Genomic DNA, 13,018 nt, shown 5'->3' on the forward strand with positions numbered 1-13,018 from the left:
TGAGAAAGTGTCACACTTTCCGGCGGGCGCTTCGTCGTTGGGGTATATGCCGCCGAGCGCTTGGCAGTTGGGGCGCTCACGGCGCACTCGGTCGCCGGGGGCGCACTCCCTGATGGAACAAGTGAGCTGAGGAGCCCTCGGAGGGATGGAAATCGCATGAAGATGGGTAAAAAGGCTGTGGCGGACGCGCCGTTCATGATTCCCTCTTAATCCCCCACGCAGACCCCGAAGCACCCTGCTGACCAGGCAGACCGGGCGATTTCCCGGAGCCGGCCAGGATGCTACGGGCCCCCACTCATCCTTTGCGTGCCAGCGGGAGCCGATCCATGCTCACCACCCTCCACACTGCCTACACCGACACGCGCGCAGCCGACCTGGCCTGGGCCCTGGGACGCGAGCCGCTCCCCGCGCTCGCCACTCTCGACCTCGAACTGTCCGGCGCGAAGCTCCAGTTGAGACTGCTCGGCGCATCCCACCAGGTACTCCTGGACGAGCGGCGGGGCACCTGTTCGGAGACCGTCGCCTGCATCCCGGGCAGCAGCACCCCCCTGCCGCTCGGCGTCGCCAAACGCGTCGGCGAGTGGGAGTACGAGTTCGCAGCCCGCGTAGAAACGTTGTCACGCGGCTCATTCGCGGGGCGCGCACAGGAACTCCTCGCGCTGGTCTCCGACCACCCCCACGGCCTGGCAGGCGTCTTCCCCGGCAGCCCCCACGCGTTCACAGCCATGCTCGCCCAACACCACGAGGGCCAGGTCCACTGGCGCACCTGGCACGCATATCCACAGGACGGCCAACTGGTGGCGACAAGGACGAGAGTTGGAGTAAGGGTGCCGGCAGCGGCCCTTTAGGGGCGCGGGGAACTGCGCGAGCAACCACCAACTACCCGCAGCCGTAAACGAAACAGGCGGAAGCGCAACGGCCACCAAAACATGCGTACACCCCTCAAAGTTCCACACGTGTGAGTGACGCCCCCCGCCGGAGGCGTGACGTACCGTGACCTGGGTGATCGACCCGCACGCCCCGGCCACGCCCGGAGCACCGCCCCGGGGCGCCGGTCCGGGAGGTGCCCGCCCGGGGCTGCCAGTCAAGGCAGCCACGGGCAGGTGCCTCGTACTCGCAGGCGTCTTCGTCTGCGCGGCCTGCGGACTCGTCTACGAACTCGAACTCGTAGCCCTCGCCTCGTACTTGATGGGCGACTCCGTCACCCAGGCCTCCGTCGTGCTTTCCGTGATGGTCTTCGCGATGGGCATCGGCTCGCTCGTGGCCAAACGTCTGTGCTGCCGCGCCGCGGCCGGCTTCGGCGCGGTCGAGGCGCTGCTCGCGCTGGTCGGCGGGTGCAGTGCGATGGCCCTGTACGCCGCCTTCGCCTGGACCGGCGACTGGGGCGGCGTGTGGGAGGGCGGCTCCCGCTATCTGCTCGTCGCCTTCTCCCTGGTGATCGGACTGCTCATCGGCGCCGAAGTGCCCCTGCTGATGGAGCTGATCCAGCGGATCAGGCGGCAGGACGCGGGCGGCGCGGTCGCCGACCTGTTCGCCGCGGACTACGTGGGCGCGCTGGTCGGCGGACTCGCCTTCCCCTTCCTTCTCCTGCCCCTGCTCGGCCAGTTGACCGGAGCGCTGATCACCGGAACCGTCAACGCGATCGTGGGCGGCGCCCTCGTACTCGGCCTGTTCCGGCAGGACCTGACCCGCCGCGGGCGCCGTCTGCTCGTCGTCGCCAATGTCGTCGTCCTCGGGCTGCTCGCCTCGGCCGCCGTCCACGTCGACGACTTCGAACGGGCGGCACGGCAGGCGGTGTACGGCCACGACGTACGGGTGGCACTGCAGACGGACGTACAAGAGGTCGTCCTCACCGGCGGCTCGGACGGGCGTCCGCTCAGCCTGTTCCTCGACGGGCGGCTGCGGGTCAGCGGGCGGGACGAGCGGCGCTATCACGAGGCGTTGGTGCACCCGGCGATGCGCGGCGGGCCGCACGCGCGCGTGCTCGTCCTCGGCGGCGGGGACGGGCTCGCGGTACGCGAAGTGCTGCGGCACCCGGGCGTACGACAGGTCGATGTGGCCGAACTCGACGCGGGCGTCGTGCGGTTGGCGCGCACCGACCCGGCGCTGTCCGCGCTGAACCAGGACGCGTACGGGGATCCGCGGGTGCGCGTCGTCAACGCCGACGCCTTCGTGCGGCTGCGTCAGACGCGGGACACGTACGACGTCGTGATCTCGGATCTGCCGGATCCGGGGATCACGGCCAGTACGAAGCTGTACTCGCAGGAGTTCTACGGGCTCGCGCGGCGGGTTCTCGCCGAGCGCGGGCGGCTCGTCGTGCACGCGGGACCTGTCGCGTCCCGGCCGCGGGTGTTCTGGACGGTCGACGCGACGGTGCGGGCGGCGGGGCTGCGGACCGTGCCGTACCGGGTGGGTGGTCGCGACTCCGGCTTCGCGGCCGGGCCCGACCGTACGAGTGGCCCGGCGGGGGCGCCGGACGACTGGGGCTTCGTTCTCGCGGCCTGTACGACACCCGTGCTGTCCCTCCCCGGAGCGGCGCGCGCGGCGGAACGCACCCGGCTGCCGGGCCTGTCGCCGTCGACGCTGATGCATCCGCGGTACGCCGGCTGAGCCGAATGCTCTGATACGCGGGTGAGGAACGGGCCACGCTGGGTAGGCTCGGCCGACATGGAGCATGAGGTGTTCGTTCCGGTTCCCGTCGAACGTCTTCGGGAGGCGCTCGCCGATCCCTCGCGGGTGGCCCGGGCGGTGCCCGGGCTCCAACAGGACGCGGGGACGGCGCCCGTCTCCGGACGCCTGAAGGTACGCGTCGGCAGTCACAGCATCACCTATCGCGGCACGCTCCGGGTCACCGGGCAGGACGACGGTTCGTACGCCGTCGAAGGCGACGCCACCGAGGCCCGCGGGAGCGGCTCGGTGAAGCTTGCGCTCACGTTGTCGCTCCGCTCGGCGGAGGGGGGCTCGATGCTTGCCTTCGGGGGGACGGTTTCGGCTGACGGGCGGATTGTGGAGTTGCCGTCGGATGCGGTGGCTTCGGCGAGTACGCGGTTGCTGAACCGTTTCGCGGAAAACCTGGCCGGGGCCTCCGGCGGTTCGGCGGGGGCTTCTGGTGAGCCGGGGGCTTCTGGTGGAGCGGGGGCTCCTGGCGGTCAGGAGGCTTCTGACGAGGCGGAGGGGGCGTCCGGCTCGGCCGCGCCGGATGCGACGCCCGAGCCGACCCCGGCCCCCGACTCGGCGATCGCGCCGCCCGAAGGGGCCCAGGACGCCGAGGCCGTGGCTGCCGAGGAACCCTCCGTCTTCGAGACCGAGGTTCCGCCGCCCGCGCTCGCCCCGTTCGCCGAGGACGACTTCGAGGGTGGATTCGAGGAGGAGGACGGGGAGCCTCCGGCCGAGGCCGCGCACGCCCGGCGGACGATGATCGGCCGGAGCGCGGAGGAGGTCGATCACGCGCCCCCGCGTGGCCGTTACGCGCCGGTACCGGCACCTGAGGCCGTGTCCAGGAGCGCGGCCTTGCGCTGGGCCGCGCCGGCCGCCGCGCTTGTGGTGGCCTCGGCCATCGTTCTGGGCCGCGTGCTTCGTCGTCGACGCTAGCCGCTCCGCGGGGCGCGCTGTGTACCAATCACCCGGTACGGGTGTGGGCGTTCCCGGGGGCTGCGCCCCCAGACCCCCTTGACAGGTCGTATTTCGGCCGCGGGTCCGTTGTGGCTGGTCGCGCAGTTCCCTGCGCCCCTTACGGGGCGCCACCGCCCGCACATCGTCCGACCAGTAAGGTCATCCCGTGCATAACGAAGACATCACGCTGACCGCGGGCGACGCGGAGGTGACCGTGCGGCCGGGGAACGGCGGGCGGGTCGGTGGGCTGCGGGTCGGCGGGCTTGAACTGCTGCGCCAGGGCGGGAAGTTCGGGAGCTTTCCGATGGTGCCCTGGTGTGGGCGCCTGAGGGACGGGCGGTTCCTCAACGGAGCCACCGTGCATCAACTGCCCCTCAACTCCCCGCCGCACGCCATCCACGGCACCACCCGCGACGCGGCCTGGCGGACGGCTCGTACGAGCGCGGACGAGGCCGTCATCACGTACGACCTCGTCGAACCCTGGCCGTACGCGGGCCGCGTCACGCAGGTCTTCTCGCTGGCCGAGGACGCGCTGACGCTGACCATGTCCGTGGAGACGTACGACGACTCCTTTCCGGCGCAGATCGGCTGGCACCCGTGGTTCAACCGCAACCTGGGCGGTGACGACGTACGCATCGACTTCTCGGCCGCCTGGCAGGAGGAGCGCGGCGACGACCATCTGCCCACCGGGCAGCGGTTCGACCCGAAGCCGGGCCCGTGGGACGACTGCTTCGGGATGCCCGGTGGCGTCGACGTGACCCTGACCTGGCCGGGGCAGCTGGAGCTGAAGGTGGCCAGCCGCGAGGAGTGGGTCGTCGTGTACGACGAGCAGGAGGCGGCCGTGTGCGTGGAGCCGCAGACCGGTCCGCCCAACGGGCTCAACACCCTGCCCCGCCTGGTCACCCCGATCGAGCCCCTCGAAGCCACCACCACGTGGTCCTGGCGGCAGCTCTGACCTACGCCATCTGGACCCGGTGGCGGGCGGCTCTAAGCTGGCGGGCATGACGGACGTACGCGGCGCGCTGCTGCAGCAGATCAAGGACAAGGCCGTGGTGCACGGCAGGGTGACCCTCTCCTCGGGTCTGGAGGCCGACTACTACGTCGACCTGCGGCGCATCACCCTCGACGGAGAGGCCGCCCCGCTGGTCGGGCAGGTGCTGCTCGACCTCACCGACGGCCTCGAGTTCGACGCCGTGGGCGGGCTGACCATGGGCGCCGACCCGGTCGCGGGAGCCATGCTGCACGCCGCCGCCGCGCGCGGCAGGCGGCTGGACGCCTTCGTCGTACGGAAGGCGGCCAAGGCGCACGGTCTTCAGCGGCAGGTGGAGGGGCCGGACATCAAGGGCCGGCGAGTGCTGGTCGTCGAGGACACCTCCACCACCGGCGGCTCCCCGCTGACCGCCGTCGAGGCGGTGCGGGAGGCCGGGGCCGAGGTGGTCGCCGTCGCGACGATCGTCGACCGGGCCACGGGTGCCGCCGAGAAGATCCAGGAGGGCGCCGGGGTGCCGTATCTCTTCGCGTACTCGAAGGACGAGCTGGGCCTGGACTGAGCAGTGCCCGGTTGTCCAGGGGGAGTTGTCCGCAGGCTCCCGAGATCCGGGGCGAAGGTTGTCCACAGGCTGGGGCGGGGTGGCTGGATCATCCGGCCAATTCTGGAAAGATGGGGACGACGATGACGTCGCCCCCTAGGTCAGGGCTGTAAAGCAGAACTCCACCCGCACATACAAGGAGCGGACAATGCCCATCGCAACCCCCGAGGTCTACAACGAGATGCTCGACCGGGCGAAGGCAGGCAAGTTCGCCTACCCGGCCATCAACGTGACCTCGTCGCAGACCCTGCACGCTGCGCTCCGCGGCTTCGCGGAGGCCGAGAGCGACGGCATCATCCAGATGTCCACCGGTGGTGCGGAGTTCCTGGGCGGCCAGCACAGCAAGGACATGGTCACCGGCGCGGTCGCGCTGGCCGAGTTCGCGCACATCGTCGCCAAGAAGTACGACATCACGGTCGCCCTGCACACGGACCACTGCCCCAAGGACAAGCTCGACGGGTACGTACGCCCGCTGCTGGCCGTCTCCGAGGAGCGCGTGGCGCGCGGTGAGAACCCGCTGTTCCAGTCCCACATGTGGGACGGCTCGGCGGAGACCCTCGCCGACAACCTCACGATCGGCCAGGAGCTCCTGGAGCGCGCCCGCGCCGCGAAGATCATCCTCGAGGTGGAGATCACCCCGACGGGCGGCGAGGAGGACGGCGTCTCGCACGAGATCAACGACTCCCTGTACACGACGGTCGACGACGCGATCCGTACGGCCGAGGCCCTGGGCCTGGGCGAGAAGGGCCGCTATCTGCTGGCCGCGTCGTTCGGCAACGTGCACGGTGTGTACAAGCCGGGCAACGTCGTGCTGCGTCCCGAGCTCCTGAAGGAGCTGAACGAGGGCGTCGGCGCCAAGTACGGCAAGGCCTCCCCGTTCGACTTCGTCTTCCACGGCGGCTCCGGCTCCACGGAGCAGGAGATCGCGACCGCGCTGGAGAACGGCGTCGTCAAGATGAACATCGACACGGACACCCAGTACGCCTTCACGCGTCCCGTCGTCGACCACATGTTCAAGAACTACGACGGCGTCCTGAAGGTCGACGGCGAGGTCGGCTCCAAGAAGCTGTACGACCCGCGGACGTGGGGCAAGGCCGCCGAGGCGTCCATGGCCGCGCGTGTCCTGGAGGCCTGCCAGAACCTCCGGTCGACCGGCACGAAGATCAAGTAAGGCGCGCGTTGACCACGTAAGGCGCCCGTTGATCAAGTAGGGCGTACTTTTCGGACGGTCCGGGACCCTGTGGGGTGCCGGACCGTTCCGTATGCTCCGGGTATGGCTGCCCCTCCCCAGGAGAACCAGCAGGACACAGGCGTCAGGATCGGCACCCCCGCGGGGCGATGGATCCTGCTGACCACGGTGCTCGGTTCGAGCATGGCGCTGCTGGACTCGACGGTCGTGAACGTCGCGCTGCCGCGCATCGGCCGCGAGCTGGACGCCGATCTCGCCGCCCTCCAGTGGACCGTCAACGCGTACACGGTCACCCTCGCGGGCCTGATCCTCCTGGGTGGCGCCCTCGGCGACCGTTTCGGGCGCCGGAAGATCTTCGTCATCGGCGTGATCTGGTTCGCGGTGGCGTCGCTGCTGTGCGGCATCGCGCCGAACGCCCCTGCGCTCGTCGCGGCCCGCGCCCTTCAGGGCATCGGCGGCGCGCTGCTCACCCCCGGCTCGCTCTCCCTCATCCAGGCTTCCTTCCACCCCGACGACCGGGGGAAGGCCGTCGGCCTGTGGTCGGGGTTCGGCGGCGTCGGTGCCGCGGTCGGCCCCTTCGTGGGCGGCTGGCTGGTGGACGGCCCGGGCTGGCGCTGGGTGTTCCTGCTCAACGTCCCGCTCGCGCTGCTGTGCGCGCCGATCGCCCTGCGCCACGTACCGGAGTCGAAGGACGGGCGGAAGCACGCGCGCGGATTCGACGTACTCGGCGCGGCCCTCGGCGCGCTCGCCCTCGCCCTGGTGACGTACGCCCTGATCGAGGCCGGCAGCGGCACGCTGATCGTCGCCGGGACGGCTGTCGCGGGGGTCGTGGCGGGCATCGCCTTCGTGTACGTCGAGCGGAAGCGGGCCGATCCGATGATGCCGCTCGACATCTTCGCGTCCCGCCAGTTCACGGCGGTCAATCTGGTGACCCTGTGCGTGTATGCGGCCTTCGGCGGCTTCTTCTTCCTCGCCGCGCTCCAGTTGCAGGTCGTCTCCGGCTACTCGGCGCTCGGCGCCGGTACGGCGCTGCTGCCCACCACCGCCCTGATGCTGCTCCTGTCGGCCCGCTCCGGCGACCTGGCCCGGCGCATCGGCCCGCGCATCCCGCTCACGGTCGGCCCGCTGCTGTGCGCGGCCGGGATGCTGCTGATGCTGCGGGTGGGCACGGACGCGTCGTACGTCCTGGACGTCCTGCCCGCGCTGCTGGTGCTGGGCCTGGGCATGGTCACCCTGGTGGCACCGCTGACCGCGACCGTGCTCGCCTCCGTGGACAACTCGCGGGCGGGCCTGGCCAGCGGCATCAACAACGCGGCGGCCCGCGCGGCCGGCCTGATAGCGGTCGCCGCGTTGCCGCTGGCCGCGGGGATGGGCTCGGAGGCGTACCGCTCGGCGAACGCCTTCGACGACGCGTTCACGCGGGCGATGCCGCTGTGTGCCGCGGTCCTCGTGGTGGGCGCGATCGTCGCCTTTACGACCGTACGCCGGCCGCCTTCGGATTGCCGCCGCCCCGAGTGCAAGACCCACGGGAACGTGACGGCTCCGCCGCTGGAGGGGGCACAGGGAGCGCCCCTTCAGGGGCGCGGGGAACTGCGCGACCAGCCACAACGGACCCGCACCCGAGGTACGACCTCTCAAGAGGGGTCCGGGGGCGCAGCCCCCAGCGACGCCCACCCCGATGCCGGGTAACAGTTACCGCCTAAGCGCCGCATAGGCCTCCGCGCTGCTGTCCTGCAGGAACTGCCAGCACCTCTCCGCCTCCTCCTTCTCGCTGATCGCATCGGCCGCGCGCGCGAGCGCGGCAAGGCAGCGCAGGAAACCGCGATTGGCGCGGTGGTCCCAGGGAACGGGGCCATGCCCCTTCCATCCGGCCCGGCGGAGCTGGTCGAGTCCGCGGTGGTAACCGGTGCGTGCGTACGCGTACGACTCGACCACGCGCCCCGCCTCGAAGGCGTCGTCGGCGAGCATGGCCCAGGCCAGCGAGAACGTGGGGTGCTTCGCCGCGACTTCGGCCGGGGCCTGGGACTCCTCGCCCAGCATGCGGTACGCGTCTTCGTTCTCCGGCAGGTGCGTCGGCTCAGGGCCGCCGAGCAGGTTCTTGTGAGTCGTCATGCATGCAGTCTGCCACTTTGCGGTCAGGCGTTCGGGCAGCCGACGGACCGCTGGGTGACGATGAAGCGGGAGTGGCGGTCGAGGGCTTCTTCGGTGGTTTCGTGGGCCACGGATGGAGCCGTTTCCGGGAGGCGAGGTCCTCGGCCCAGCCGACCGTCAGGATCGCGGCCGCGATCAGCGGCCAGACCAGCAGGAACAGCAACCAGTCCGAGCCCAGCGGCAGATACTGCGCCAGGAACGGCACCTGCCACATCCGGTCGGTAATCATCACGGCGAGGATGAGCGCGACCTCGTGCCACAGGTAGATCGTGACGGCACGGTTGTTGAAGAGCCGGACCAGTCCGTCGAGCCACGGCCACCGGGGCAGCGAGCGCGGCCGGAACCGCATCAGGAGGAGGACGAAGCCCAGCGACCACAAGGCCTGGCCGAGCGGGATCGAGCCCAGGTCGTAGCCCTCGCCCGTGGGGTGGGTGAACGTGAACCAGCCGCCGGCCGCCAGCAGCAGCGCCGATGCCGCGCCGACGGTACGGGCGCGCAGCGCGTCCAGCGAACCGTCCTGGTGGGCGAAGCCGAGCAGCCAGCAGGCGCCGAAGACGCCGAGGTCGGTGAGGGCCGAGCCGACCAGGACCGGCAGGTCCCACAGCTCGTACTGACTGATCGCGGCCAGCGCCAGAAAGCCCCCGAGGAGCGGAAGCGGGGCGCGCCGCCAGGCCCACAGCAGAACGGGGGAGAGCAGCACGAACCACAGGTAGGCGCGTACGTACCAGAGCGTCCCGGTCAGCTGTTCGCCCCACTCGCTGCCCGGCGGATCGCCCAGCGGCAGCACCCACAGCAGCATCCGGGGCAGTTCTACGGGACTCCAGCCGCGCGCCAGCATCCAGCAGACCGCGACGGCGGCGAACACCCAGAACGGGATGAGCAGGCGCCGCATCCTGCCGCGGATCACGGAGAGTGCGGGCCTGCTCAGCGAGCGCGCCATCAGCGAGCCGGCCAGCGCGAACATCACCCCGAGCGAGGGGAAGGCGAGCGTCAGCCAGGCCCAGCCGAAGGTGTGGTACGTGACGACGCGGACCAGGGCGAGGGAACGGAGCAGGTCGAGGTAGCGGTCGCGTCCGGCGGGGCGGGCCGGGGGCGTGGACGGTGCCGCGCCCGTGGTCCTCTGCTCCGGGATGCCGCCGAGCGAGGCCGTCGGCGCGGGGATGCCGCCCTTCGCCATGACGCGGGCGCCGACCTCCCCCGTCCTGCGCAGTTTCTGCCAGCGCAGCCGGCCGCCGCTGATCGCGGTGAGGCAGGCCTGGATGAGCACCAGGTACATCAACTGCCGGTAGACCAGCTGCTGGAAGGGGAGCGCCCACAGCTCCCGCAGCCGTTCGCCGTCGAGCCGGAAGGCGTACGCGGCGCAGGCGGCCTGGATGCCGAGCACCGCGCACCAGGCCAGGGCCGTACTCGCCGGGTCCATGAAGAAGAAGCCGTAGAGGGCGAAGAGGTCGATGAGCGGGGCGAGCAGCGGGGTCAGCACCATGAAGACGGTGACCAGCGGCAGCCCGACCCGGCCGAAACGCCCGGAGTGCCCGCTGTCGCGCAGCGCGCCGCGGTGCTTCCACATCGCCTGCATGGTGCCGTACGACCAGCGGTAGCGCTGGCGCCACAGCTCGCCGAGCGAACCCGGGGCCTCGGTGTGCGCGATCGCCTTCTCCTCGTACACCACCTGCCAGCCCGCCCGGTGCAGGGCCATCGTGATGTCGGTGTCCTCGGCGAGCGTGTCGTCGCTCATCCGCCCGGCCTCCTCGAGCGCGACGCGGCGGAACCCGCCGATGGCGCCGGGGATGGTGGGCATGCAGCGCAGCAGGTCGTACATGCGGCGGTCGAGGTTGAAGCCCATCACGTACTCGATGTGCTGCCAGCGGCCGATCATGGTGGTGCGGTTGCCGACCTTGGCGTTGCCCGCGACCGCGCCGACGGCCGGATCGGCGAAGGGCTGCACCAGCTGCCGTACGGTGTCCGGCTCGAAGACCGTGTCGCCGTCCATCATCACGATCAGGTCGTGACTGGCGTGCGCGATCCCGGTGTTGAGGGCGGCGGCCTTACCGCTGTTGAGCTGGGTGAGGACCGTGACGTTCGGCAGGTCGAGCGCGGCGGCGATCTCGGGGGTGTCGTCGGTCGAACCGTCGTCGACCACGATGATCTCGATGGGATGGTCGCTCTCGGCGAGCGAGCGCACGGTGTCGGCGATGCACTCGCTCTCGTTGTACGCGGGGATGATCACGCTCACCGGTTCGGTGACCGCCTCGCCGTCTCCCCAGGTGAAGTCCGCTCTGCGGCGGGCCCGGGCGTGGCGCCGGGCGAGGACGAGCATCGCCAGGAAACGGCCCAGCACCAGGACACCGACGACGGCGAGCAGACCGGCGAGCACGGGCAGCGCCCACTCGGAGAGGACCACCGCGGCCACGAAGACCCGGCCCCGCCACAGCTCGGTGTCGGACACGGGCTGGTTCAGCGGGCCGGACCCGGCGGCGTCGGCGACGGTGGTGAACCGGTAGCCGCGCGCCTTGAGTTGAGGGATCAGCCGGTCCAGGGCCTCGACGGTCTGGGAGCGGTCGCCGCCCGAGTCGTGCAGCAGGACGATCGCCCCGTCGTCGCCCTTGGGGGTGGCCGCGTCGACGATCTTGTCAGCCCCCGGCCGCTTCCAGTCCTCGGTGTCCAGGTCGATGAACGCGACGAGATAGCCCTGCTCGCCGTGCCGCTCGACCACCGGCCAGGAGGCGTTGTCGAGAGCCTCGGGCTTCGAGGAGTACGGCGGCCGGAAGAGCGAACTGTGGATCCCGGCCGCACCCGCCAGCGCGAGCTGCGCCTGCGACGTCTCGCGGTCGATGCCCGCCGCGTCCTTGTACGCGAGGTCGGGGTGGCCGAAGGTGTGCAGCCCGATCTCGTGTCCCTCGCGCACCATGTCCGCGACGAGGCCCGGATGCCGCGACGTCATGGTGCCGGTGACGAAGAACGTGCCCGGGACCTGGTGTTCGCGCAGGACGTCGAGGACCTTCGGGGTCCAGGTCGGGTCCGGGCCGTCGTCGAAGGTCAGCACGATGGTGCGGTCGGGCGTGGTGTGCGCGCGGGGCTCATCGCCGGTGGCGTCGACGATCGGGCCGCCGTTGAGGACGTCCCGGGGTACGTCACCGTCCGCGACCAGCGGATGGGTGCGGTGGTCGGCGGCGTAGTCGCCTCGTACGTAACCGCCGAGCATGAGGACGCAGACCAGCGCCAGCAGGACGAGTGAGGGGACGACGATGTGCGGGCGGGGCCGCCGGGACGTCGGGGATGTTTTCGAGGAGGTCCGTGGTGCTGTCGGACGTGGTGCTGTCGACGTCGAGCGGCGGTCGGCGAGCAGGCGTGTCACCCAAGAACCCCGCCCAGGAGGCCGCCCACCGTGTCGGTGACCGGGTCCAGGACGCCGTCGACCACGTCGCCGACACCGCCTCCGCCTCCGTTGCCTGTGCCGCCTCCGTCTGTGCCGCCGGGGTCGGAGGGGGTGGACGGCTCGGTGGTCGGGTCAGTGGGGGTGGGGTCGTTCGGGGTGGGATCGGTGGGCGTTGTCGGCTCTTCGCCCGGGTCGTTCTCGTCCGGGGAGTCCGGGTTCCCGCCACCGGCTGGGGGAGCGGGCGCGGGTGGCGTCGTGGTTGTCGGGCGGTCGGGAGTCGGTGTGTCGGGGTCGGTGTTCCTGCCGCCCGCCGGCTCTTCCACGCCCCCCTCGGCCTCCCCGGCGGTCGGGGTTTCGCTCGGCCGGTCAGCCGGGGGGTCCGCCGCCTCGCCCCGTGCTGAATCGTTACGCCCACTCCTGCTGGACTCCGGCGCGCCCCGGTCCCGCCCGTCGGCGGCGCCGATGGACGGCTCGCTGTCCCGGTCCCGTATCGGCATCAGCGTCTCGGGAGCGAACGGCGCCGCACCCGCCAGGCTCAGCCCAAGGGTCAGGCAGTAGGTGACGCAGATGCCTCCCATACCCCACCCGACACGGCGGACCCAGCGGGGACGGCGCCCGCTGGAGTCGACGAAGACCGGGTCGTTCTCGGGCGCGGCCTCGGACTCGGACGCCGATGCGGACTCGGGCGCGGCCTCGGCCTCGGATGCGGATATGGATTCGGCTGTCGATACGGACCCGGTCGTGCTGCCGTTCTCGGCCGCGGTCCCGGTCGTGCCGGCGTTCTCGCTCTCGGTCGTGCCCTCGTTCCCGGCGCTTTCGTGCGCGCCGGAGACAGAGTTCGTCACGGTTCCCCCCATGTCGAACGTTCAACGGTTCAACTGCCCAACCTAGAAGCCAAAATTGACGCCCGCAGGTGAGCTGCGAGTCGTCACACACTCCACACAAGCTGGGTGTCTCCTGTTGGCCGCGGCGTTCCCGGCGGAGCGGCACCGGGTCGGTGTGATCAGGTCGGCCTTGCGGTGGCGGGAGGCGACCCGCAAGATGCGGTGTGGGGACCGGGGCCCCCTGTCGAAAACGGCAGGGGCGGACCGCTACCCGGAG

Annotated in this window: 10 protein-coding genes and 1 pseudogene; 7 read left to right on the forward strand and 4 right to left on the reverse strand. The window is 71.1% G+C overall.

Annotated elements, in window-relative coordinates:
* Positions 1-326 precede the first annotated feature (326 nt).
* From IEZ21_RS33665 to IEZ21_RS33695, 7 genes are all read left to right on the forward strand, one after another.
* Positions 327-848 carry a DUF2617 family protein gene (locus IEZ21_RS33665; protein ID WP_189325604.1) on the forward strand — a complete coding sequence of 174 codons (522 nt, stop codon included), beginning with the start codon at positions 327-329 and terminating at the stop codon, positions 846-848.
* Positions 849-1,002: 154 nt separating this feature from the next.
* The gene (locus IEZ21_RS33670) at positions 1,003-2,610 is read left to right on the forward strand and encodes a polyamine aminopropyltransferase (protein ID WP_189325605.1); all 1,608 of its coding nucleotides are present in this window, start codon (positions 1,003-1,005) and stop codon (positions 2,608-2,610) included.
* Positions 2,611-2,667: 57 nt separating this feature from the next.
* Complete coding sequence (locus IEZ21_RS33675) at positions 2,668-3,591, forward strand: SRPBCC domain-containing protein (RefSeq protein ID WP_189325606.1); 924 nt, start codon at positions 2,668-2,670, stop codon at positions 3,589-3,591.
* 187 nt (positions 3,592-3,778) lie between these two features.
* Positions 3,779-4,567 (forward strand): aldose epimerase family protein, encoded by a 789-nt coding sequence (locus IEZ21_RS33680; RefSeq protein WP_189325607.1) that lies wholly within the window; start codon positions 3,779-3,781, stop codon positions 4,565-4,567.
* A gap of 46 nt (positions 4,568-4,613) precedes the next feature.
* A complete protein-coding gene (gene pyrE, locus IEZ21_RS33685) occupies positions 4,614-5,162 on the forward strand; it encodes an orotate phosphoribosyltransferase (protein WP_189325608.1) in 549 nt (182 codons plus the stop codon).
* 187 nt (positions 5,163-5,349) lie between these two features.
* A complete protein-coding gene (fbaA, locus tag IEZ21_RS33690) occupies positions 5,350-6,372 on the forward strand; it encodes a class II fructose-bisphosphate aldolase (RefSeq protein ID WP_033322139.1) in 1,023 nt (340 codons plus the stop codon).
* A 102-nt stretch (positions 6,373-6,474) separates the two neighbouring features.
* Positions 6,475-8,079 (forward strand): MFS transporter, encoded by a 1,605-nt coding sequence (locus IEZ21_RS33695; protein WP_189325609.1) that lies wholly within the window; start codon positions 6,475-6,477, stop codon positions 8,077-8,079.
* 3 nt (positions 8,080-8,082) lie between these two features.
* Here IEZ21_RS33695 and IEZ21_RS33700 read toward each other — a convergent pair whose 3' ends face one another.
* The 4 genes and pseudogenes from IEZ21_RS33700 to IEZ21_RS33710 all read right to left on the reverse strand — a co-directional run bounded on the left by IEZ21_RS33700 (position 8,083) and on the right by IEZ21_RS33710 (position 12,762).
* Entirely contained in the window at positions 8,083-8,502 is a 420-nt protein-coding gene (locus IEZ21_RS33700; RefSeq protein WP_189325610.1) for a DUF3151 domain-containing protein, read from the reverse strand.
* Entirely contained in the window at positions 8,468-9,718 is a 1,251-nt protein-coding gene (locus IEZ21_RS47985; protein WP_246568420.1) for an acyltransferase family protein, read from the reverse strand. Before IEZ21_RS47985 ends, IEZ21_RS33700 begins: the two co-directional genes overlap by 35 nt.
* A pseudogene (locus IEZ21_RS47990) lies at positions 9,707-11,743 on the reverse strand (glycosyltransferase); the annotation flags it as partial. The gene IEZ21_RS47985 and the pseudogene IEZ21_RS47990, both read right to left, overlap by 12 nt.
* Positions 11,744-11,892: 149 nt before the next feature.
* Positions 11,893-12,762 (reverse strand): hypothetical protein, encoded by an 870-nt coding sequence (locus IEZ21_RS33710; protein ID WP_189325611.1) that lies wholly within the window; start codon positions 12,760-12,762, stop codon positions 11,893-11,895.
* Positions 12,763-13,018 lie beyond the last annotated feature (256 nt).

It is taken from the genome of Streptomyces flaveus, from assembly GCF_014647675.1.
Classification (GTDB): domain Bacteria; phylum Actinomycetota; class Actinomycetes; order Streptomycetales; family Streptomycetaceae; genus Streptomyces; species Streptomyces flaveus.

What these genes read in the sequence shown, in the direction of transcription:
- IEZ21_RS33665 (WP_189325604.1), top strand. Translation starts at nt 327, where the DNA reads ATGCTCACCACCCTCCACACTGCCTACACCGACACGCGCGCAGCCGAC.
- IEZ21_RS33675 (WP_189325606.1), top strand. Translation starts at nt 2,668, where the DNA reads ATGGAGCATGAGGTGTTCGTTCCGGTTCCCGTCGAACGTCTTCGGGAG.
- pyrE (WP_189325608.1), top strand. Translation starts at nt 4,614, where the DNA reads ATGACGGACGTACGCGGCGCGCTGCTGCAGCAGATCAAGGACAAGGCC.
- fbaA (WP_033322139.1), top strand. Translation starts at nt 5,350, where the DNA reads ATGCCCATCGCAACCCCCGAGGTCTACAACGAGATGCTCGACCGGGCG.
- IEZ21_RS33695 (WP_189325609.1), top strand. Translation starts at nt 6,475, where the DNA reads ATGGCTGCCCCTCCCCAGGAGAACCAGCAGGACACAGGCGTCAGGATC.
- IEZ21_RS33700 (WP_189325610.1), bottom strand. Translation starts at nt 8,502, where the DNA reads ATGACGACTCACAAGAACCTGCTCGGCGGCCCTGAGCCGACGCACCTG.
- IEZ21_RS47985 (WP_246568420.1), bottom strand. Translation starts at nt 9,718, where the DNA reads ATGGCGAAGGGCGGCATCCCCGCGCCGACGGCCTCGCTCGGCGGCATC.